This window comes from Pseudarthrobacter sp. LT1 (assembly GCF_035621795.1).
GTDB lineage: Bacteria > Actinomycetota > Actinomycetes > Actinomycetales > Micrococcaceae > Arthrobacter.
Window position 1 is genome coordinate 1,764,607 of record NZ_CP141830.1, and the last position, 21,985, is coordinate 1,786,591.

18 protein-coding genes are annotated in these 21,985 nt (G+C 65.6%); 14 read left to right on the forward strand and 4 right to left on the reverse strand.

What is annotated here, in order from left to right:
- Positions 1 to 102: 102 nt before the first annotated feature.
- On the forward strand, positions 103 to 957 hold the full coding sequence (locus VIK36_RS08290) for a lysophospholipid acyltransferase family protein (protein WP_324644751.1): 855 nt from the start codon (positions 103 to 105) through the stop codon (positions 955 to 957).
- A gap of 65 nt (positions 958 to 1,022) precedes the next feature.
- Positions 1,023 to 2,414, forward strand: a complete 1,392-nt coding sequence (locus VIK36_RS08295; protein WP_159632253.1) for a class II 3-deoxy-7-phosphoheptulonate synthase — start codon at positions 1,023 to 1,025, stop codon at positions 2,412 to 2,414.
- Between the two features lie 51 nt (positions 2,415 to 2,465).
- Here VIK36_RS08295 and pknB read toward each other — a convergent pair whose 3' ends face one another.
- Positions 2,466 to 4,574 (reverse strand): Stk1 family PASTA domain-containing Ser/Thr kinase, encoded by a 2,109-nt coding sequence (pknB, locus tag VIK36_RS08300; protein WP_324644752.1) that lies wholly within the window; start codon positions 4,572 to 4,574, stop codon positions 2,466 to 2,468.
- A 102-nt stretch (positions 4,575 to 4,676) separates the two neighbouring features.
- The gene (locus tag VIK36_RS08305; RefSeq protein WP_324644753.1) at positions 4,677 to 6,077 is read right to left on the reverse strand and encodes a LysM peptidoglycan-binding domain-containing protein; all 1,401 of its coding nucleotides are present in this window, start codon (positions 6,075 to 6,077) and stop codon (positions 4,677 to 4,679) included.
- Between the two features lie 249 nt (positions 6,078 to 6,326).
- On the opposite strand from VIK36_RS08305, the gene VIK36_RS08310 reads away from it, so the two are divergent.
- Positions 6,327 to 6,680, forward strand: a complete 354-nt coding sequence (locus VIK36_RS08310) for an Rv2175c family DNA-binding protein (protein ID WP_324644755.1) — start codon at positions 6,327 to 6,329, stop codon at positions 6,678 to 6,680.
- A gap of 9 nt (positions 6,681 to 6,689) precedes the next feature.
- Here VIK36_RS08310 and VIK36_RS08315 read toward each other — a convergent pair whose 3' ends face one another.
- Positions 6,690 to 7,784 carry a polyprenyl synthetase family protein gene (locus VIK36_RS08315; RefSeq protein ID WP_224025668.1) on the reverse strand — a complete coding sequence of 365 codons (1,095 nt, stop codon included), beginning with the start codon at positions 7,782 to 7,784 and terminating at the stop codon, positions 6,690 to 6,692.
- On the reverse strand, positions 7,781 to 8,305 hold the full coding sequence (locus tag VIK36_RS08320; RefSeq protein WP_255175138.1) for a hypothetical protein: 525 nt from the start codon (positions 8,303 to 8,305) through the stop codon (positions 7,781 to 7,783). The genes VIK36_RS08315 and VIK36_RS08320 overlap by 4 nt, the downstream gene beginning before the upstream one ends.
- Positions 8,306 to 8,405: 100 nt before the next feature.
- Between VIK36_RS08320 and dinB the strand changes: the two genes are divergently transcribed.
- The 11 genes from dinB (at position 8,406) to ftsW (ending at position 21,985) form a co-directional block, all read left to right on the forward strand.
- The gene (gene dinB / locus VIK36_RS08325) at positions 8,406 to 9,662 is read left to right on the forward strand and encodes a DNA polymerase IV (protein WP_420716260.1); all 1,257 of its coding nucleotides are present in this window, start codon (positions 8,406 to 8,408) and stop codon (positions 9,660 to 9,662) included.
- Positions 9,663 to 9,914: 252 nt separating this feature from the next.
- Positions 9,915 to 10,286, forward strand: a complete 372-nt coding sequence (locus tag VIK36_RS08330) for a DUF3040 domain-containing protein (RefSeq protein ID WP_159632249.1) — start codon at positions 9,915 to 9,917, stop codon at positions 10,284 to 10,286.
- A gap of 364 nt (positions 10,287 to 10,650) precedes the next feature.
- On the forward strand, positions 10,651 to 11,079 hold the full coding sequence (gene mraZ / locus VIK36_RS08335; RefSeq protein ID WP_018763545.1) for a division/cell wall cluster transcriptional repressor MraZ: 429 nt from the start codon (positions 10,651 to 10,653) through the stop codon (positions 11,077 to 11,079).
- Between the two features lie 167 nt (positions 11,080 to 11,246).
- Complete coding sequence (gene rsmH, locus VIK36_RS08340; protein WP_324644756.1) at positions 11,247 to 12,239, forward strand: 16S rRNA (cytosine(1402)-N(4))-methyltransferase RsmH; 993 nt, start codon at positions 11,247 to 11,249, stop codon at positions 12,237 to 12,239.
- Positions 12,236 to 12,934: a hypothetical protein gene (locus VIK36_RS08345; protein ID WP_324644757.1), complete on the forward strand. Its 699-nt coding sequence runs from the start codon at positions 12,236 to 12,238 to the stop codon at positions 12,932 to 12,934. The genes rsmH and VIK36_RS08345 overlap by 4 nt, the downstream gene beginning before the upstream one ends.
- A 48-nt stretch (positions 12,935 to 12,982) precedes the next feature.
- A complete protein-coding gene (locus VIK36_RS08350) occupies positions 12,983 to 14,785 on the forward strand; it encodes a penicillin-binding protein 2 (RefSeq protein ID WP_324644758.1) in 1,803 nt (600 codons plus the stop codon).
- Positions 14,786 to 14,881: 96 nt separating this feature from the next.
- The gene (locus VIK36_RS08355) at positions 14,882 to 16,513 is read left to right on the forward strand and encodes a UDP-N-acetylmuramoyl-L-alanyl-D-glutamate--2,6-diaminopimelate ligase (RefSeq protein WP_324644759.1); all 1,632 of its coding nucleotides are present in this window, start codon (positions 14,882 to 14,884) and stop codon (positions 16,511 to 16,513) included.
- Between the two features lie 6 nt (positions 16,514 to 16,519).
- Positions 16,520 to 17,983, forward strand: coding sequence for a UDP-N-acetylmuramoyl-tripeptide--D-alanyl-D-alanine ligase (locus VIK36_RS08360; protein ID WP_324644760.1), 1,464 nt, complete (start codon positions 16,520 to 16,522; stop codon positions 17,981 to 17,983).
- A complete protein-coding gene (mraY, locus tag VIK36_RS08365) occupies positions 17,980 to 19,089 on the forward strand; it encodes a phospho-N-acetylmuramoyl-pentapeptide-transferase (protein ID WP_324644761.1) in 1,110 nt (369 codons plus the stop codon). The genes VIK36_RS08360 and mraY overlap by 4 nt, the downstream gene beginning before the upstream one ends.
- Positions 19,071 to 20,648, forward strand: a complete 1,578-nt coding sequence (gene murD / locus VIK36_RS08370) for a UDP-N-acetylmuramoyl-L-alanine--D-glutamate ligase (protein ID WP_324644762.1) — start codon at positions 19,071 to 19,073, stop codon at positions 20,646 to 20,648. The genes mraY and murD overlap by 19 nt, the downstream gene beginning before the upstream one ends.
- A gap of 2 nt (positions 20,649 to 20,650) precedes the next feature.
- Complete coding sequence (gene ftsW, locus VIK36_RS08375; protein ID WP_324644763.1) at positions 20,651 to 21,985, forward strand: putative lipid II flippase FtsW; 1,335 nt, start codon at positions 20,651 to 20,653, stop codon at positions 21,983 to 21,985.

Here is a 21,985-nt window from a genome sequence, read left to right on the forward strand (position 1 = left end):
CGTGTCACTGTTCCAGCCAAATCTCACTAGAGTAGGGTTGCATTGAATCGCTGGCCAGGCCCGACGCAGGGCCTGGGGCTGCCTTCCGGAGAGGTTCACCACGTGTTCTATTGGGTCATGAAAAGGATCTTCCTCGGTCCGGTGATCAAGCTGCTCTTCAGGCCATGGGTCAAGGGCCTGGACAACATTCCGGCGCAGGGGGCCGCCATCATCGCCTCCAACCATCTGTCGTTCTCCGACTCCATTTTCATGCCGCTCATGGTGCGGCGCCCCGTGGTCTTCCTCGCCAAGTCGGAGTACTTCACGGGAACCGGCATCAAGGGCAGGCTCACGGCCGCGTTCTTCCGCCTCACCAACCAACTGCCCATGGACCGCTCCGGGGGCGCTGCCTCTGCCGCGTCCCTGAACGCAGGGATGGAAGTACTCAACGCCGGCGGACTGCTGGGCATCTACCCGGAGGGCACACGAAGCCCCGACGGACGGTTGTACCGCGGCAAGGTAGGCGTGGCACGACTGGCGCTCCAGGCCGGGGTCCCCGTGATCCCCGTTGCCATGATCGGCACCGACAAGGTCCAGCCCATCGGCAAGCGGCTGCCCAACATCCGCAGGATCGGCATGATCTTCGGCGAACCGCTGGACTTCAGCGAGTACCGGGACCAGGCAGACGACAGGATTGTCCAGCGCAAGGTCACCGACGACATCATGGCCCGGCTGATGCGCCTCTCCGGACAGGAATACGTGGACGAATACGCGGCGGTGGTGAAGCTTCGGCTTGCCGGGAAGCCGGACGAACCGCAGGCCGCCGCGGAACCCCTTGCCGCCCCGGCACCCTCCGGAGACGGATTCGTCCCGGACTCCGGGTCCGGCCCGGCGCCGGCCCACCCCGGTGTGGAGGACGACGCCGGCACAAAGGCCACGGGACAGCAGAACCTTCCGGGGGTCCCACGGCAGTTGTGACGGGGGCAGCGGGCAGCGTGACGGTCCGGTGCCCGGCGCTGCCGCCCTGCCGCTAGTCTTAGAGGGTGACTGAGCTATCTGCAAAACCAGCCTTTTCTCTGTCCAGCACCGCCCAGAGCGGAGCGGCCAACTATCCCGGACTGGACCACTGGCGGGACCTTCCCATCTCCCAGCAGCCCAGCTGGCAGGACCGGGATGTCTTCGAGGCCTCAGTGAAGGAACTGTCGGTCCTGCCGCCGCTGGTGTTTGCAGGCGAAGTGGACGTCCTTCGCGAGCGGCTGGCTGCCGCTGCCCAGGGCAAGGCGTTCCTGCTGCAGGGTGGCGACTGCGCCGAGACCTTCGAGGCTGCCACGGCGGACAAGATCAGTGCCCGTGTCAAAACCATCCTCCAGATGGCCGTGGTGCTCACCTACGGGGCCGCAATGCCGGTCATCAAGATGGGCCGCATGGCTGGCCAGTTCGCCAAGCCGCGCTCCTCCAATGACGAAACACGTGACGGTGTGACCCTGCCCGCCTACCGCGGCGACATCGTCAACGGGTACGACTTCACCCCCGAGTCGCGCGGCCACGACGCCGCGCGCATGCTGCGGGCCTACCACACGTCGGCCTCCACCCTTAACCTCATCCGCGCCTTCACGCAGGGCGGTTTCGCGGACCTGCGCTCCGTGCACCAGTGGAACAAGGGGTTCACCGAGAACCCGGCCCACGCCCGTTACGAATCACTGGCCCGCGACATTGACCGTGCCATCAAGTTCATGGACTCCTGCGGCGCCGACTTCGAAGCCCTTAAGCGGGTGGAGTTCTTCGCAAGCCATGAAGCACTGCTGCTGGATTACGAACGTGCGCTGACCCGTATCGACTCCCGCACCGGCTTCCCGTACGACACCTCGGCCCACTTCCTGTGGATCGGCGAGCGTACCCGGGAACTGGACCATGCCCACGTCGACTTCCTCTCGCGGGTACGCAACCCCATTGGCGTGAAGCTGGGCCCGTCCACTACCGGTGACGATGCCCTGCGCCTGATTGACAAGCTCGACCCGGACCGCGAGCCCGGCCGCCTCACCTTCATCACGCGCATGGGCGCCGGCAACATCCGCGAAAAGCTGCCGGCCGTCGTAGAGAAGGTCACCGCCTCCGGGGCGCAGGTCCTGTGGGTCACCGACCCCATGCACGGCAACACCGTCACCTCGCCCAACGGGTACAAGACGCGGAACTTCGACGACGTCATCGACGAAGTGCGCGGGTTCTTCGAGGTGCACCACGGACTGGGGACGGTACCGGGCGGCCTGCACGTGGAGATGACGGGCGACGACGTCGCCGAATGCCTGGGCGGCGCCGACCCGATCGACCAGGATGCGTTCCTGGACCGCTACGAGTCTGTCTGCGATCCCCGCCTGAACCACATGCAGTCACTCGAAATGGCCTTCCTGGTGGCCGGCGCGCTCGCCAAGCACTAGGAACGAAGCCACACGGTTCCGGGTGGGCAGGCTCATGCCTGCCCACCTGGACTACACCACCGTGATGGTGACGACGGAGCCTTCCGGGACCTCCCGGTCTACAGGCGACTGGTCCCGCACGGTGCCGAAGAAGCCGCCCAGGATGTTGTTCACCCGGACCTGGAAGCCCAGGGCCTCGAGCGCCTTGCGCGCCTCCGATGCCTGCTTGCCGATGAAGCTGGGGACAGACACCATCTTCGGGCCCTTGGAAATGGTCAGGGTCACCGTGCCGCCCCTGGTCAGCGTCCCGTTGGCCGGGGACTGGCTGGCGACCGCGCCCTCTGGAACGTTCCGGTCGAACACCTCGTCGGGGGCTACCTCGGCAGTGAGGCCTGCTGCCTCAACCGCAGCGACGGCGTCGTCCTCGGGCTTTCCCACGACCGACGGAACGGCAATGGGCTGCGGTCCCTTGGACACCGTCAGTCCTACGGGAGTACCGTGCCGGGCAGGGGTACCGGCAGCGGGATCCTGGGACAGGACGGTACCGGCGGCTGCTTCCTCATCGAATTTCTCGGTGACCGTCCCCAGCGCCATCTCCGCCGCGTTCAGGTCGCTCTTTGCTGCATCCAGACTCCTGCCGGTGAGTGGTGGCAACGGGAAAAGCTGCGGCCCCTTTGACACCAGCAATGAGACGGGCTGGAACTTCCGGATTTCTGTCCCCGCGGCGGGCTCGCTGCCCACTACGAGTCCGGTGGGCACGTCGTCGTCGAAGACGTCGCTCGTAGTGGAGCGGAAGCCCACCCCGTTGAGCAGTTGCTGGGCCTGTGCCACTGTCTTGTTGGCCACTGCAGGCACGGCAGCGGCGGCACCGGGACCCATGCCGAAGAACCAGCCCGCGCCCGTCGCCAGCAGGGCCGCGAGGATGAGGACCACCACCCAGATGAAGCCGCGTCGGCGCGGATTTCCCTCCCGCAGGGTACGCACCGGAGTGGCGGCGGCCAGCGCGCGGAGCTTCTCGCTTTCCCGGTCCGCTTTCCGCTGCGCCCGCTTGCCCAGCCGCGGCGGCGGGGGAGACCAACCGCTGTCCGCATCGTCGTCGTCGGGCAGCGTAAGTCCGGGCCGCTGATGGTAGGCCACGTGCTCCGTTGGGGCTCCGCCTGCCGGGTTGTCCTGCGGCACCGGGTAGTGGGCTTTCGGGTATTGCCCCGGCGGGTAGGCCGGTGCCGTTGGCCGGGAAGGAGGCATCAGCGTAGTCGGATTGCTGGCGCGGCCCAGGACCTCGGTCTGGTGCTGGGCCGCAGCGGCCGCTGCTGCCGGCGGCTGCAGGTCCAGCTCCGCATCGGTGAGGTTGGTCCGGATGTGGCGCAGCTCCTGGAGCAGCGCGTTGCCGTCCACCGGCCGGTTCTCGGGATCGTTGGCGGTACACCACTGCACCAGTTCATCCACTTCGCCGGCCAGCCGGGGGACCAGGTCCGACGGCGGCCCGACCATCCCGTTGACGTGCTGGTAGGCCACCTGGATGGGTACTTCGCCCTCGAACGGCTGCCGCCCGGTCAGCATTTCATACAGCATGATGCCCACCGAGTAGACGTCGCTGCGCGCGTCCGCCGGCTTGCCGAGGACCAGCTCCGGCGAGATGTAGGCCACGGTCCCGATCAGGGCGCCGGTGCTGGTTGAGCTGGTCACGGCACGGGCGAGGCCAAAGTCGCCGATCTTGATCCGGCCGTCGTCGGCGATCAGGACGTTTTCCGGCTTCACGTCGCGGTGGATAAAACCGGCTGCGTGTGCCGCCCCCAGCCCCTCCACCACCGGATCAATCAGTGCCAGCGCCAGCCTGGGTGGCAGGGCACCACGGTCCCGGAGGACGTCCCTGAGCGTGTGGCCCTTGATGTATTCCATGACCAGGTAGGCGGTGTTGCCGTCGTTGCCCTGGTCCAAAACACCCACCACGTGCGGATGGGACAGGCGGGCGGCGGCCTTGGCTTCACGGCCCAGCCTGCCCAGGAAGTTTTCATCGGCTGCGAGGTGGGGATGCAGCACCTTGAGGGCCACCTCACGGTCCAGTCTCTGGTCCACGGCCAGGTAGACGGTGGACATCCCGCCACGGGCGATCCTGGAAGTGACGGCATAGCGGTTGTCCACCAGCGTCCCTACAACTGGGTCTGACACGTGTTCCTGCACCTTACGATCCTAATCCCGCAGCAAAACGCGTCTGAAATGAAAACGGGTCCGAACCGGTAACGGTTCGGACCCGCAAACAAGAAATTGGTCAGCGGCCGGAGCTCAGCTGAAGTTCTTCTGGTGCGCCTTGATGGCCGCCAGGTACGCCTTGGTGTCGTCGTACATACCGTACTTGCTCACCGAGTACTGGCCCTGGTAGTAACCGGCGATGGCGGTGTCCTGGTCCTTGCTGGTGGCCAGCAGCTGCCGGATGATGGCCACCCCGGCCGTGGCGTTGTCGTACGGGTCAAGCAGGTTCAGCTTCCGTCCAACCAGGTCCGAGGCCCACTGCCCGGAGCTCGGAATGACCTGCATGGTGCCGATCGCGTTGGCGGGCGACACGGCTCGCTGGTTGAAGCCGGATTCCTGGAAAGCGAAAGCCAAAGCCAGGGAGGGGTCCACCCCCATGCGGCGTGCCGTGTCCGCAACGATGTTCTTCATTTCGTCCCGCGAGGGAACGGGTGAGGCATTCAGCAGGGCCTTGTTTTCATTGGCGGAGCTGACAACAGCGGCCGGGTAGCTGAACCCCAGGAAGGAACTGGGCACCAGGGGAGCGGCTGCAGGCTGGGGTGCTGCTGCGGGCTGTGCTGCCTGGCCGGAGGCGCCGGGAATCACCAGCTTGCTGCCCGGGTAGATGACCGTGGTCATACCCAGCTTGTTCGCGGCGAGCAGGTCCGACAGCTTGACGCCGTGGCGGGACGCGATGGCGGAGAGCGTGTCGCCGGCCTTGATGGTGTACGAGCCCGTTGCCGGTGCCGCGGTGTTTGCCAGGGGTGCAGGTGCAGGTGCAGGTGCGGCGGGAGCAGGGGCTGCGGGGGCGGGTGCGGAATCGCCGCCGCCCACCTTGACCTTCTGTCCCGGGTAGATGATGGAGCGCATGGAGAGGTTGTTCCAGGCGAAGACGTCCGAGAGGGACACGTTGTGCCTGGCAGCGATGGCACCAAGGGTGTCGCCGGGCTTTACCGTGTAGGTCGCGCCGCCCGCGGGCGCCGGGGCTGCGGGAGCCGGAGCTGCGGGAGCAGCGGCGGGTGCAGGAGCCGCAGGCTCCGCGGAGCCGGACAGCTTGAGCTTCTGGCCCGGGTAGATGATCGTGTTGGCCTGCAGGTTGTTCAGCTTCAGGATGTCCCCGGTGTTCAGGCCGAACCGGCCGGCGATCCCGCTGACGGTATCACCACGGACGATCGTGTACTCCGCGGGTGCTGCCGGCTGTGCGGGCTGGAAGGCTGCGGGAATGGTGGTGGAGACGACCGCAGCGGGGATTACGGTGCCTGCCGCTTTCGCTGCAGCCTGGGCCTTCATTGCTGCTGCAAGGCTGCTGGGAATGTTCCGGACGGGCTGCTGGGCGGCCGCCGGCTGGGCGAGGGCCAAAGATGACAATACGACCGCTGGCAGCGCCGCAGTGGTGGCGGCAATCATCGGCAGACTCGGCTTGGGGGGCTGCTTGGGCGAGCGGGACATCGTCATCGGAAAGAATCCTCTTCTCAACTGCGGGTGCGGACGCGGGCGGGGATGCCGCTGTCAATCTTGATACTACTGTGACTCAAGTTATTAGTGTTACAACTGTGATGTGAGTGAATCTCTCATGAATTTGCGGATAGCACAAGAATTTCGGGAATTCGGGTAATGGCTTCTTTTTGGGAGTGTCCGCAGGCCAGGGGTGGAATGAAATGCGCCGACTAGGCGCCGGGGTGGGCGGCGTGGCAACCTTGATCCGTGAGTAATGTAGAAAACTTGGTGGGCCAGTGGTTGCCGCTGCCCGACGTCGCCCGTTTGCTGGATGTTTCAATCACCAAGGTGCACAGCCTTATTGACGAGCGTTCCCTGGCGGCTTTGCGCGTGGGGGACCGGAAAATCCGCTCGGTACCCGCGGAGTTCATTCAGGACGGCCAGGTAGTGGACAGCCTTAAGGGAACCATCGTGGTGCTGGCGGACGCCGGCTATTCAGACGAGGACCTTATTGTGTGGCTGTTTACCGAAGACGAGTCACTGCGTGGCCGCCCCATCGACGCCCTGCGTGAGGGCCGCAAGACGGAAATCAGGCGCAGGGCCCAGACCCTGGCCTGGTAACAGCCCGCTTCAGGAGGCTCGGCTGACCGTCGCTTCGGCCAGCCTCCGGAGGGCGGTTTTGGGCAACTCTTCCAGTTCAAGCCCGTCAAGGGCATCGAAGGCTGCCGAGCCGAATTCATTGATGAGGACTTCGGTGGCCTGGAGCGCTCCTGAGTCCTCGATGATCCGCCGGATCTCCAGGATGTCAGCGTCTGAAAGATCCGGGCTGCCCAGGCTGGCATCGATGAATGCCGACTCTTCCGGCGACGCCTGGTCCAGGGCGAGTGCCACCAAAACTGTCCGCTTTCCTTCGCGCAGGTCGTCGCCGGCCGGCTTCCCGGTGGTCAGCGGATCACCAAAGACGCCCAGGACGTCATCGCGGAGCTGGAACGCTTCGCCCAGCGGAAGGGCAAATGCCGAGTAACCCCGGAGCAATTCATTGGTGGCTCCGGCCAAGGCCCCGCCCAGGGCCAGGGGGTGTTCGGTGGAGTACTTGGCACTCTTGAACCGGATGATCGACTGAGCCCTGCCGACGGCACCGGCCCGGTCCCGGACGGGGCCCGCTACTTCTTCCAGGATGTCCAGGTACTGGCCAGCCATGACCTCTGCCCGCATGAGGTTGAAGATGAGCCTGGCCCGGCTGCCCGACGCAGCCCGTTCGCCGATGTCAGTGAACGCCTCTTCGCTGAAGGAGAGGCAAAGGTCGCCGGCAAGGATGGCAGCGGCCTGGCCAAACCGTTCGCTGTCCAGTGCCCAGCCCTGCGCGGTGTGGAGCTGGCTGAAGCGGCGGTGCACGCTGGGACCGCCCCGCCGCGTATCCGAACGGTCGATGATGTCATCGTGGATCAGGGCGGCCGCCTGGAACAGTTCAAGTGCGGCACCGGCCGTGACGACCTGGCTGGCCCCTGCCTCGCCGCCTGCGCCCCGCCAGCCCCAGTAGCACATCAGCGCACGGAGGCGCTTGCCGCCGGTGACCAAATTGGAGATCGACCCCATGATGGGTTCGATGTCAGGGGAGATGCCGGACATGACGGACTGGCGCGCCGTCAGGAAGCCTGTGAGCTCACCGGCCACCCCTGCTACAAAGTCGGCCTGTTCATTCCTCAACTGCTCCGCGGCGGTCACTTTACCGACTCAGCAGCCACGTTGGCACCGATGGTGAAAGTGGAGACGCCGGCAGCCTCAACGACGGAGAGATTAACAGTCTCGTTGTCACCGCGGACGAAATCTTTAGAGGCCACCCCGCCTACGTTGTCGCCGGGAACGGCCTTGAAACCCTGGCCCTCCAGGGCCTTGCTGTAGAAGTCGATGACGGAGGCGGTGGGGGCTTTGACGGTTCCCACGAGTGCCGCTGTGGAAGGCGAAGACGCCTTGTCGAAGCTGCTTGACACCACCGTGGCACCGGTCATCAGCGGGAGGAGCTGCTGCGGAAAGCCTTCCACTACGGCGCCAACGGTTGCCGAGGTATTGGGTGACGCCGAGGGGCTCGGCGAGGCTGTCAGGGAGGACTGAGTGGCGGCAACGGAAGCGGACTGGGATGGCTCGGCTTGTCCGGACGGTGTCTGGCTGCAGGCAGCCAGGACCAGCGCTCCAGCGGCGGCAAGCGCGGCCAGGCCAGCCGGCTTAAAGTATCCAATAGCCGTCACGAAGACTTTCCTCCTGGTGTTGTGGGCGGAACCAGCCTCCAGTTTAGCCAGCCTGCGGTGCTCTCCCGACAAACCAGGACAGCCCGCACAAACCGATAGGATGACAGCCGTGGGGCCCGCAGGTATGAACCAGGCATCCGCCGCGCGCCTTCCGGGCCGGCGGCGCACGTGCATCATGCACGTAGACATGGACGCCTTCTTTGTCTCCGTGGAGCTGCGCACGCGCCCCGAACTTCGCGGCAAGCCCGTCATTGTCGGCTTCCCGGGGGAGCGTTCCGTGGTTCTCTCGGGGTCCTACGAGGCCCGGGCGTTTGGCGTCAAATCCGCAATGCCCATGGCCGTGGCCATGCGGATGTGTCCGCAGGCAGTAGTGATCGAACCCCGGCACAAGCTCTACTACGAGGTGTCCGGGCAGCTGATGGCCATCTTTGAATCCATCACGGGACTCGTGGAGCCGCTCAGTGTGGATGAAGCCTTCCTGGACGTTACAGGAGCCCTGCGGCGGCTGGGGCCGCCGAGGGGAATTGGCGAGCTGATCCGGCGCCGGGTCGCAGCGGAACTTGGCATCACCGCATCGGTAGGGATTGCCGAGACCAAGTTCGTTGCCAAGATCGCGTCCACCCGGTGCAAGCCAGACGGCCTGCTGCTCATCGGACCGGACCAGACCGTGCCTTATCTGCACAGTTTGCCCGTGGGTGCGCTCTGGGGTGTGGGCGCCAAGACCAAAGAGGTCCTGGCAAAGATGGGAATCAGCACCGTGGCGGACGTCGCCGCAACCCCGGTGTCGTCGCTGAAGAAGGTCCTGGGCGCGACGGGGGAGCACGTTCACCAGCTCGCCTGGGGCATCGATCCCCGTCCGGTCACGCCGATGCGGCTGGAAAAGAGCATCGGAGCGGAAGAGACCTTTGCCACGGATACCGACGACGACGCCCTCCTCCGGCGGGAACTGCTGCGGCTTTCGCACCGGACCGCGGGCCGTCTGCGGAGTTCCGGGATGGTGGCCCGGACCGTGGCACTGAAGCTGCGGTTCGCCGACTTTTCCACGATTACCCGCAGCAGAACCGTCCAGACACCGGTGGACAGCGCCCAATTGATCTATGCGGTGGCACTCCAGCTCCTGGAGTCGGTCGGCACCAGGGCCATGGCCGTCCGGCTGGTGGGGGTCAGGGCCGAGCAGCTTGAGGAAGCGGCCCGGACCTCGCTCCAGCTGAGCATTGACCGCAGGGATGACAACTGGCGCGCGGCCGAGCAGGCACTGGACGAGGTAGCGCGCAAATTCGGCAACAAATCGGTCCTTCCTGCCCGCCTGATGGAGCCGGAAAACCGGCCGGGGGACAGCACGCAACGGCCCGCCTGACGGGGTCCGCCGAAGTCATTGCCGTCTTTCAGATCAGCCCTCAACAATCTATCCTTAGAGGTACATAGTTTCGAGTGAATGGACTTACTGCCGGACCCTCTTGGACATGCTTCCGCTCCCGCGACTGCATGCTGGGTTCCCGTTTTGGCAATGGCTGGCCAAGCGGGAACTTTCCAGCAGCAGCACGCGTTCATCCGAGTAGAAGTTATGGCTGGGATCAGCCCGGACGTTGGCCTACAAAAGGAGGTCGTGATGCCGCTGTCGGAGCACGAACAGAAGCTGCTTGAGCAGCTTGAAAAGCAGCTTCACGAGGACGACCCGAAATTTGCGAACTCTATGGGTTCGGACCCGGGGCGTTCATGGTCAACCAGGCATGTGGTCATTGGGGTTCTCGGCGCGCTGGCCGGCGTCTTCCTGCTTCTGGTCGGGGTCACCCTCCAGAACATCTTTGTGGGAGTGCTGGGCTTCGTGGTCATGGGCGGCGGCGTTTACTTCGCCACCATGCGCAGCTCCCGTGGCAAAGCCGGGTCCAAGGCCGGCGGGGGAAAGCCCGGCAAGCAAAGGAGTTCGTTTATGAGCAGCCTTGAAGAGCGGTGGGACGAGCGCCGCAGGGGTGAACCCTAGGCACCAAGGAAGCCCGGCCGCCATCCGGCTCCAGGCTCCTCCATTTCGCTCCCCCCGCAACAGGGGGCCGCAGGAAAAGACCCGCTCCGGCGGGTCTTTTCCTATTTAATCGGCAATTTGCCGCAAATTCCGGGGCTCCCTCCGGCCGACGGAATTCAGGCGACGGGCGCGGGTGGGAAATTTCCTCCACTTCCCACCACGGCATCCAATCCGCGGCATTTCAAGGGACTATTCCCATATTTGGGCCCCGCGCCGGGCCGTTTTGCGTTGACTGTGGTGGAAAGTGGAGTAATGTGGAGGACATAAGAGGGTGGTTGCAACATAGGGGATGTGCAGTTCCTGACGGCGGACAGGCGGTGGGCCAGTGTTTCTGGGCACTCACTCGCCGCGTCTGGACGAAAAGGGACGGATCATTCTCCCCGCTAAGTTCCGCGAGGAGCTTGCCAGCGGCCTGGTGCTCACAAGGGGCCAGGAGCGTTGCATCTACGTCTTCAGCGAGAAGGAATTTGCGCGGGTCCACGAGCAGATGCGGGAGGCTCCAATCTCCTCCAAGCAGGCACGTGACTACATCCGCGTCTTTCTCTCTGGAGCCTCTGACGAGGTACCTGACAAGCAGGGGCGCGTGACCATTCCACCGGCGCTCCGGGAGTATGCAGGACTCGGAAGGGAACTTGCCGTCATCGGCGCCGGAACCCGCGCCGAGATCTGGGACGCCCAGGCTTGGAATGAATACCTCGCGGAGAAGGAAACGGCCTTTTCCGAAACTGACGATCCCATTCCGGGCATTCTCTGAATTCCGGAACGGGGTGGCAGGGGTTTCTTGGATGAGATCTCCAGCCGGCCCATCGGCTGCCAACCTGGCTCACCTTCCCCGGAGCCAGGCGGGCGGAACGGTAGGCGCGGATGGGGATCTGATCCCAGAAGCATCAAGGGGACAACGACGGCGGGAAAGGACCAGGCATGACCGATCAACCCAAGCCCACGTCCGAACGCCATGTGCCGGTCCTTCGCGACCGGTGCATCAATTTGTTGGCACCGGGATTCGAAGCGGCAAGGCTGCGTGGCGAGACCCCCGTTGCCGTCGACACCACCCTGGGCATGGGCGGACACTCCGAGGCCATGCTGCAGAGGTTTCCCGACCTCCACCTCATCGGCATCGACCGGGACGAGGAAGCGCTGGTTCTCGCGGGGGAACGGCTTGCTCCGTTCGCCGCCCGGACTGACCTGGTACACGCCGTGTACGACGAGATCCAGGACGTCCTGGCAGACCTCGGTGTGGCCGAAGCCCACGGAATCCTCATGGACCTGGGCGTCTCGTCGCTGCAGCTGGACGAGCGTGAACGCGGATTCGCCTACTCTTTCGACGCGCCGCTGGACATGCGCATGGATACCAGCCGGGGCCAAACCGCCGCGGACGTAGTCAATACGTACAGCGAAGAGGACCTTGTCCGGATCATCCGCAAGTGGGGAGAGGAAAAGTTCGCCGGGCGGATCGCCAACAGGATCGTCTCAGCGCGGGCGGCCAAGCCCTTCACCACCACAGGCGAACTGGTGGAGCAGATCCGTTCCGTGGTTCCGGCGTCCGCTGCGAAGTCCGGTGGACATCCCGCCAAACGGACCTTCCAGGCTTTGCGGATCGAGGTCAACGAAGAGCTCGACGTCCTGGAACGGGCAGTTCCCGCCGCCGTCGATTCACTGGCCCTCGGCGGCCGCATCGTGGTCATGTCCTACCACTCACTGGAGGACAAGATCGTCAAAGGTGTTTTCCAGTCCCGCTCCAAGTCTTCGGCTCCCCTTGGTTTCCCGGTGGAGCTGGAAGAACACAAGCCCGAACTCAAGACCCTGACCAAAGGCACTGAGGTGCCCACCGCCGTCGAAATCGCTGAAAACCCGCGCGCCGCCTCCGCCAGGCTCCGCGCGGCAGAACGAATCAGAGCCAGGAGAGCTGCATGAGCACCGCCGCCGTCAAGAACTTTCCCGTTGTTTCCGGCAGCTCGGCGCCCGATACCAGGCCTGCAGCTAAACCTGGCGGGGGACAAAAAGCGCGCACACCGCTCTCCGTGGTCCGCTCCGCCCCGCGGAAGCGGCGTGCCCCTTTCGTTGTGCTGTGCTTTGCGATGCTCGCAGTGGCGCTGGTTGCGGTGCTGGTCCTGAACATCTCGGTGTCCACCGCGCAGTACCAGCTGGTGGAGCTGCGTGCCAAGCAGAGCTCGCTGACCAAGGCAAACCAGGACCTCACCCAGCAGGTGCAGAGCTACGAGGCCCCGCAGAACCTCGCGGCCAAGGCCACCGAGCTGGGCATGGTGGCATCGACCGTAAAGGGCCAGATCGACCTGTCAACTCTGTCAGTAACAGGAAAGGCCACCCCCGCGGTCAAGGGCGCGGCAACAGGAGCAGTCATTCCGTCGCCTGCCGTGGCAGGGCAGCTGATCGTGCCGCCGGCGAAGAGCGCGGATGCCAAGGGGGCAACCGGTGACAAGGCCGCCGCGCCGGCCGCTGGCAACGCTGCTGCCGCGGCTCCCTCCGCCGATGCCGCCGCAGCCCAGGCGGCTGCAGCAGCGCAGGCCGCAGCAGCTGCGGCGAAGCCGGCCCCCGAACTTCACGGCGGCTCCGTCCCGGCGCCGCAGCAGAAGGTCCCCGGACAGTAGGCCGGCACGCAGGTAAGGCAGCAGCGTCGAGCAGCAAGGAAATACACGGTGGCGAAGACGACCGGCACGGCAGGAAAAAGCAAGGTACCCAACGCCACGAAGCGCTTGCGGCTGGGGCTGGGCATCATGCTCACACTCCTGCTCGTGGTGGGTGGGAAGCTGTTCCTGGTCCAGGGGCTGGACGTCGGCGGCATGGCGGAAGCGGCACTGAACAGCCGGATGACGTCGGCCATCCTGCCGGCGGAGCGGGGCAGCATTCTGGACTCGCGCGGCACTGTCCTGGCCAACAGTGTGATCCGCTACAACATCGTGGTTGACCAGCGCGTCAACACTAAAACCGACTCCTACAAGCGGCTGGAGCAAACCGACGGCCACGAAAAGCTGGTGGACGTCAGCCGCGACCAGGCAATCTCCGAACTCGCCTCGGCCCTCGGCATGGACACCAACGCCGTCAGGGACGCTGTCACCGGGCAGCAGCCGTATTACATCGTGGCCAAGGACGTGAAGCCCGATGTTGAGGACCGCATCTCCAAGCTCCAGGTTCCGGGCATCGTGGCCGAAGGCGTCAGCAAGCGCGTCTACCCGAACGGTGCGGTCGCAGGGGGAGTGGTGGGATTCCTCCAGGACGGGACCACCGGGCAGGCCGGCATTGAGCAGACACAGGACGACAAGCTGAAGGGAACGGACGGCAAGCGCCTGTTCGAGATCGGCGCGGACGGGCTCCGCATTCCCGTGGGCCTTGACGAGCTGACCCCGCCCCAGAACGGCAAGGACGTCAAACTCACCCTCAACTCTGACCTGCAGTACTTTGCCCAGCAGGCCATCCAGAGCCAGGCGGACAAACTGAGCGCCGAATGGGGCGTCATCATCGTCATGGACGCCAAGACCGGCAACCTGCTTGCCCTGGCCGACACCAACTCCCCGGATCCCAACAACCCCGGGCTGGTGGCAGCGAAGGACCGCGGCGTCCGCTCCGTGACCGCAGCGTATGAGCCCGGCTCGGTGGAGAAGATGATGACGGCCGCGGCTGTGATCGATGAAGGCCTTGCCAAGCCACTGGATACCTTCACCATTCCGCCCACCTACACCGTGGACGGCCAGACGTTCAGCGACGCGTTTACGCACGGCACCGAGGAACGGACGCTGGCGGGAATCATCGGTTACTCCATGAACACCGGAACCGTGATGGCCGGCCAGCGGCTGAGCAAGGAACAGCGTTACGACTGGTTGAAGAAGTTCGGCATTGGCGAGGCACCGGACATCGGACTTCCAGCAACGGCATCCGGCATCCTCTCGCCCCCGGACCAGTGGGACGGGCGCCAGCAGTACACCGTCCTGTTCGGGCAGGGCGTTTCGCAGTCCACGCTCCAGACGGTCCGGGCATACCAAAGCATCGCGAACAACGGCGTCATGCTGCAGCCACGGCTGATCGACTCGTACATTTCGCCCGACGGGACTGAGGAAAAGGTCCCGGCGCAGCCGTCCCGGCAGGTCGTCTCGGACAGCACGGCCCAGCAGGTCCAGGACATCCTGGAAAGCGCCGTCACCGAGGGCGAAATCAAGGATGCGGGCATCGACGGCTACCGGGTGGGAGCCAAGACGGGTACGTCCGAATCGCCCTGCGACGACGGCAAGTCCGGCTACTGCGGCTACACCGCCTCCATCGTGGGAATGGCGCCGATGGATGATCCGCGGTTTATTGTGGAGGTGGTGCTCCAGCGGCCGAAGGGCAGCATCTACGGCATCACCAACGGACCGGTGTTCCGCTCCGTTATGAGCCAGACGCTGCGGACCTACAACGTCCAGCCTTCAACCGGCGAGCCGGCCAGGATGCCCCAGTACGCCAATTAGCGGCTGTTCCAGGCCGGAAGTACCAGCAGCATCCAGCGCATCACAGTGCCCGGGCCGAACCATGCCGGGCACGCACTAGCACCATCGGAGATTCCCTTGTCAGAGTTCACCACGCCCGGCAGCGATACTGCCCGGGATGAAAGCGCAGGCCGCTTCCGGCCTGAAGCCGTTGCGCCCGTCCCGCTGGCCGCCGTCGGGCAGGCCCTTGGCGTAGCGGTGCCCGCTCCTGCTGCTGACGTGGAAATCACAGGCATATCCCTCAACTCCCGCACCGTGGAGGCCGGCGACCTGTATGTGGCTTTGCCGGGCGCCAGCAGGCACGGCGCTGACTTTGCCAGCGACGCCATCGGCGCCGGGGCGGCGGCCGTTCTGACGGACGACGCCGGTGCACGCCTGCTTGCCCTGTCCGCGGACACGCCGGTGCCCGTGCTCGTCGTCGCGAAGCCGCGCAACGAGGTGGGACCCCTCTCTTCCATGATCTACCGCAGCCAGTCAGCGGACGGCCGCCCGCTGCAGCTTTTCGGTGTCACGGGTACCAACGGGAAGACCACCACCACCTACTTCATCACCTCACTGCTGCGTGCCCTGGGCCGGCAGACCGGGCTGATCGGGACCATCGAGATCCTGGCCGGCGGGAAGGCGATTCCCAGCCTCCTCACCACTCCGGAATCACCCGAGGTCCACGGCCTCATCGCCCTCATGCACGAACGAGGGCTCGACGCCGCGGCCATGGAAGTGTCCTCGCATGCCATCTCCTACCAGCGGGTGGACGGACTTGTCTTCGACGTGGCCGGGTTCACCAACCTGACCCAGGACCACCTGGACCTGCACAACACCATGGAGGAGTACTTCGCCACCAAGGCAGAGCTTTTCACTCCAGGGCGTGCCCGGCAGGCAGTAGTAACGGTCGACGACGAGTGGGGCCGGCGGCTGGCCGGCAGCGCCCAGGTGCCGGTCACCACGCTCAGCACCAGTGGCTCGGGCCCGGCGGACTGGACCGTTACCTCGGCCTCGCCGCGTGGCCTCGGGACCAGCTTCACCCTTACGGGTCCGGACGGCGCCGTCCTGGACGTCCACACCGGACTGCCCGGCAGCTTCAACGTCGCGAACGCTGCCCTGGCCGTGCTCATGGTGCTGGCGTCCGGCGTCGGACTCTCTGACCTGCAGGCGGCCCTGGACAATGCCGACCCGTTCACTGTCGCCGTGCCCGGGCGCATGCAGCTGATCTCCGACCGGCCTGCTGCCGTGGTGGACTTTGCGCACAACACCGACGCCCTGGCCAGGGCCTTGGAAGCTGTCAGGTCCCCGGAACCGGACTCGCGCCTGATCGTCGTTTTCGGCGCCACAGGGCAGCGGGACCAGGGCAAACGCCCCGCAATGGGTGCCATCGCGGCCCGGCTCGCAGACACCGTGATCATTACCGACGACGACCCGCACGACGAGGACGCGGCAGCGATCCGCGCCGATGTGCTGGCCGGGGCACGTGTTGCCCTGGAGACGGAGTCCCTGGGCGCCGACGTGCTGGAGGTCTTCCCGCGGGAGGAGGCCATCCGGCATGCCGTGGCCCTTGCACGCCCCCAGGACAGCATTCTCGTCGCGGGCCGCGGCCACGAGGTATGGCAGGAAGTGAAGGGCGTTAACCTCGCCCTGGACGACAGGGTTGAACTGCGCACCGCCTTGACAGCCAGGGGATTCAACGTTCTCCAAGACGACCGGATAGAGTCCTAGACCGAGATGATTGCATTTACTGCGGCGGAAATCGCCGAAATCACCAGCGGGCGCCTGGACGCCGATCCCGGAATTACGCCCCTCTCGGTGGTGACGGATTCACGCGAAGCCATCCAGGGTTCGCTTTACGTCGCGAAGCCGGGCGAGCACGCCGACGGCCACGACTTCATTGACGCAGCTTTCGCTGCCGGTGCGGTCCTGGCACTTGTCGAGCGCCCCGTACCCGGCCCCGACGGCACCGCCTACCCCTCCATCGTGGTTCCCGACGCCGTCCTGGCGATGGGATCACTCGCCGCCGAAGCCGTCCGCCGCATCCGTGCCGCCCGTGCAGAAGCCGGCAGCCAGCTGACGGTGGTGGGCATCACCGGTTCCGCCGGCAAGACCACCACCAAGGACCTGCTGGCCGGAATCCTGGCAACGCAGGGCAACACCGTGGCGCCCCAGGGCTCCTACAACGGCGAGGTGGGCGTCCCGCTCACGGTCTTCCGGGCGGGCACCGATACCCGCTACCTGGTCATTGAAATGGGAGCCACCGGCATTGGCCACATCCGCTACCTCGCGGAGATGGTCAAGCCGGACATCGGAGTTGTCCTGGCAGTGGGCACCGCACACGCCGGCGAGTTCGGGGGAGTCGGGAACATTGCGCTGGCCAAGGGCGAAATGGTTGAAGGCCTTACCGCCCAGGGAACGGCCATCATCAACCTCGACGACGAACGCGTCGCGGCCATGCGCAGCCGCACCCAGGCCACGGTCCTCGGTTTTTCCGCGGAAGGCCGCCAGGACGCCCAGGTGCAGGCCCTGAATGCCGATACCAACGCCGGGGGCAGCCCCGAATTCGATCTCCAACTTCCCGACGGCGCCGCTCCCCGCCACGTGAGCAGCAGGCTCATCGGAGCCCATCACATGGGAAACCTCCTGGCAGCCGCCGCGGCAGCCTGGGCTGCAGGCGTGCCCGGAGACCACATCGCGGAGTCACTGAGCATCCAGGCAGCCGCCAGCCGCTGGCGCATGGAGCGTACCGAGCGGCACGACGGCGTCACCATCATCAACGATGCCTACAACGCCAACCCCGAATCAATGCGGGCCGCCCTTCGCACCCTGGCCGACCTTGGCCGGGGACGTCGCACCTGGGCGGTGCTGGGGGCCATGCTGGAACTCGGCGAGGACTCCATCCGCGAGCACACTGCCGTCGGCACCCAGGTTGTCCGCCTCAACATCTCACGGCTGCTGGTCGTGGGCCGGGAAGCGAGGGCCCTCTACGTCTCCGCCGTGCAGGAGGGATCCTGGGGCGATGAATGCCTCTTCGCGGAGACGCTTGATGAGGCCTACGACGTCCTGGACGCAGAACTCGAGCCGGGCGACCTGGTGCTGTTCAAGTCCTCCAACAGCGTAGGACTTCGCCATTTGGGCGATCGGATAGCATTACCCCCAGCCCCCACCCCTGCCGACGAAAGGAGCACTCTGCTGTGATTGCTCTATTGTTCGGCGCAGGCCTGGCCCTGCTCTTTGCCCTGGTGGGCACCCCGCTGTTCATCCGCCTGCTGGTGCACCGCGGCTACGGCCAGTTCATCCGTGACGACGGCCCCACATCCCACCACACCAAGCGCGGGACGCCCACCATGGGCGGCACCGTAGTGGTGGCCGCAGTATTGCTGAGTTACGGACTCACCCACCTCATCATGCTGATGATGAACCCGGACTCACCCGGCCCCTCGGCCTCAGCCCTCATCCTGCTGTTCCTCATGGTGGGCATGGGCCTGGTGGGATTCCTGGACGACTTCATCAAGATCTCCCGGCAGCGGAGCCTGGGCCTGAACGCCAAAGCCAAGCTCATCCTCCAGGCGGCCGTCGGCATCGTCTTCGCCATCCTGGCATTGAACTTCCCCAACAGCGCCGGGCTGACGCCTGCGTCAACAAAGATTTCCCTGGTCCGCGACCTGCCCTGGCTGGACCTCGCCTTTGGCGGCACCGTCCTCGGCGCGGTCCTGTTCGTCATCTGGTCCAACCTGATCGTCACCGCCGCCACCAACGGCGTGAACCTGACCGACGGACTGGACGGCCTTGCCGCCGGAGCCGCCATCATGGTCTTCGGGGCCTACACCCTCATGGGCATCTGGCAGAGCAACCAGGCCTGCGGTTCCCCCCGGCAAGCGGGCAGCGGCTGCTACTCCGTCCGGGATCCGCTGGACCTGGCACTCCTGGCGGCCATCCTCAGCGCCGCCCTGGTGGGCTTCCTTTGGTGGAACACCTCTCCGGCGAAGATCTTCATGGGCGACACCGGGTCGCTGGCCATTGGCGGAGCCGTGGCCGGATTCGCCATCCTGTCCCGCACTGAACTGCTGCTGGGCATCGTGGGCGGCCTCTTCGTGCTCATCACGCTGTCCGTCATCATCCAGGTGGGCTACTTCAAGGCAACCGGCGGCAAACGTGTGTTCAAAATGGCGCCGCTGCAGCACCACTTTGAATTGAAGGGCTGGGCCGAGGTGACCGTCGTTGTCCGGTTCTGGATCCTTGGCGGACTCTTCGTCGCCGTTGGACTGGGCATCTTCTACGCTGAATGGGTTGTACTGCTGTGACCGTTTCCCCCTGCCTGGCAAACCTTGTCTCCTGGGACTCCGACTGGGCCGGCCTGCGCGTAGCCGTGACTGGCATCGGCGTCTCCGGGTTCGCAGCCGCGGACACCCTGATTGAGCTCGGTGCCCGCGTGGTGGTGGTGGATGCTGCCACCAGCGACACCGCGCGCGCACACGCCGATACCCTGAAAATCGTCGGCGCCGCCGATGTGCTGCTGGGCCCCGACGCGGTGACCCACCTTCCGCGGATCGACGGCGAACTGCCGGATCTGATCGTGACCTCGCCGGGCTGGCGTCCGGACCAGGCACTGCTGGCCGCAGCGGCAAGGGCACACATCCCGGTGTGGGGCGACGTCGAACTCGCCTGGCGCGTGCGGATCAGGGAAGGCCGTAAGACTGCCGACTGGCTGGCGATCACCGGGACCAACGGGAAGACCACGACGGTGGGACTCACGGAATCGATGCTGCGGGCCGCAGGACTCAAAGCCATTGCTGTGGGCAACGTGGGCACCCCTATCCTTGATGCCCTTCGGGATCCCGTGGAGTACGACGTCTTTGCGGTGGAACTTTCCAGCTTCCAGCTGCACTGGGCGGAATCGGTGTCGCCTGTTGCCAGCGTTTGCCTCAACGTGGCCGAAGACCATGTCGACTGGCACGGCTCCTATGATTCCTACCTGGCCGACAAGGCGAAGGTCTACGAGCGCACCCAAAAAGCCTGCATCTACAACGCCGAGCAGGTGGAAACCGAACGCATGGTGGAGAACGCCGACGTGGTGGAGGGCTGCCGCGCCGTTGGCTTCACCACACTGACGCCGGCCGTCAGCATGCTCGGAGTGGTGGAGGGGCTGCTGGTGGACCGGGCGTTCATCGAAGAACGCAGGAACAGCGCAGCCGAACTCGCCTCCATGGCCGACCTTGGACCGCTGGCCCCACGCCACATGGTGGCCAACGCCCTTGCCGCCGCCGGCCTGGTGCGCGCCTACGGCGTGGAGCCCAAGGCTGTGCGCCAGGGCATCCTGGACTACGTGCCCGGCGACCACCGGATCCAGCCTGTGGCCCGCATGAACGGGGTCCTATGGGTCAACGACTCCAAAGCCACCAATCCCCACGCCGCGGCGGCATCCCTGTCGGCCTTCAGCAACGTGGTCTGGATTGCCGGCGGGCTCTCAAAAGGCGTGAGCTATGACGACCTGGTGCGGGACCACGCAGCGCGGCTCAAGGCCGTGGTCCTGATCGGAACAGACACGTCCCACCTCCGGGAAGCCCTCCAGCGACACGCGCCCGATGTCCCGGTGATCGAACCGGGGGCAGGTGACACTGAAGGAGTGGAGACTGCTTCGGCGCCCGGCGGCACCACTGCCGGTACCCCCGGCAATGGAGAACAGGTGATGGCCTGGGCCGTTGCGTCTGCGGCCCGGCTCGCCAAATCCGGCGATACCGTGCTCATGGCTCCGGCAGCTGCTTCCATGGATCAGTTCTCTTCCTACGCTCACCGTGGTGGTACTTTCATCGACGCTGTCCGCGAGCTGGTGGAAGGGCAGGCCCAGACCGGCGAGGAGTAACAATGGTCAGCACGCGCACCCGGCAGCAGGGTGTTAAGCCGACGGGTGGCAAACCCCGTCCCGGCTCAACCGCCATCCGGCGGCCCGCCGCAGCCGGGGCAAAACTGCGCACCGTGTACCGCCGGTTCTGGTCCGCGCTGGAGGGCACGGGCAAGTCCCGGAACGGCTCCACCTACTACCTCATCCTTGGTGCCACCCTGGCCCTGACCGCCATCGGCATCATGATGGTCCTCTCGGCCTCAAGCGTTGAATCAATCGCCGCCGGCAAGTCCCCTTACGGCGACGCGCTCAAGCAGGGGGTCTTCGCCGCGATCGGCATCTTCACCATGTTCGTGCTCTCACGCATCAACGTTGTCTGGCTGAAGCGCCTCGCATGGCCCGCCGTGGGGGTGGCCGTCCTGCTCCTGGGCCTGGTCCAAGTGGTGGGCACCGAGATCAACGGCAACCGGAACTGGATCGACCTTGGCGGCATCACGTTCCAGCCTTCCGAGGCAGCCAAACTGGCCCTTGCCCTCTGGCTGGCCACCGTGCTGGCCCGGAAGGGCAAGCTGCTGGGCAAGTGGCAGCACGTGCTGGTACCCGCCATACCCATGGCAGCCATCGTCATCGTCCTGATCCTGGTGGGCAACGACCTGGGGACCGCCATGATCATCATGATGATCATGGCGGCGGCCCTGTTCTTCGCCGGCGTTCCGCTCTACCTGTTCGGCATCGCGGGCATCATCGCCGCCGCCGGCACCGCAGTCATGGCCGTCACCAGTTCAAACCGCATGTGCCGCATCACCTCCTGGTGGACCGGCCAGTCCTGCGCGGACGGGATTGACGCCAACTACCAGGCCACCAACGGCATGTATGGCCTGGCATCCGGAGGCTGGCTGGGCGTGGGCCTGGGGCAGAGCCGGCAAAAGTACAGCTGGATTCCCGAAGCCCACAACGACTTCATCTTCGCCATCATCGGGGAGGAACTCGGCCTGGTGGGCACCGTCGTCGTCCTGGTCCTCTTCGCCATCCTCGGCGCGGCCATTTACCGCGTGGTGGTGGCACAGGAGGACATGTTCCACCGGGTCCTCGCCGGCACGATCATGGTCTGGCTGCTGGGCCAGGCCACCGTGAACATGTCCGTGGTCACCGGCCTCATGCCCGTCATCGGTGTTCCGCTGCCGTTCATCTCCTACGGCGGTTCGGCCCTGCTGATGTCGCTGTGTGCGGTGGGGGTGGTCCTCTCCCTGGCCCGGGAGCAGATGGCTCCTGCCATTCGCCCCAAGCGGATGCTGAAGTTCAAGCTCCGGCCGGGGCGGGACAAGAACCAACCAAAGAATTCCAGAAAGCGTGCCTAA

Coding starts and splice junctions, on each gene's coding strand:
- murD (WP_324644762.1), top strand. CDS start 19,071: ATGGGTTGTACTGCTGTGACCGTTTCCCCCTGCCTGGCAAACCTTGTC.
- VIK36_RS08305 (WP_324644753.1), bottom strand. CDS start 6,077: ATGACGATGTCCCGCTCGCCCAAGCAGCCCCCCAAGCCGAGTCTGCCG.
- dinB (WP_420716260.1), top strand. CDS start 8,406: ATGACAGCCGTGGGGCCCGCAGGTATGAACCAGGCATCCGCCGCGCGC.
- rsmH (WP_324644756.1), top strand. CDS start 11,247: ATGACCGATCAACCCAAGCCCACGTCCGAACGCCATGTGCCGGTCCTT.
- ftsW (WP_324644763.1), top strand. CDS start 20,651: ATGGTCAGCACGCGCACCCGGCAGCAGGGTGTTAAGCCGACGGGTGGC.
- VIK36_RS08330 (WP_159632249.1), top strand. CDS start 9,915: ATGCCGCTGTCGGAGCACGAACAGAAGCTGCTTGAGCAGCTTGAAAAG.
- VIK36_RS08360 (WP_324644760.1), top strand. CDS start 16,520: ATGATTGCATTTACTGCGGCGGAAATCGCCGAAATCACCAGCGGGCGC.
- VIK36_RS08345 (WP_324644757.1), top strand. CDS start 12,236: ATGAGCACCGCCGCCGTCAAGAACTTTCCCGTTGTTTCCGGCAGCTCG.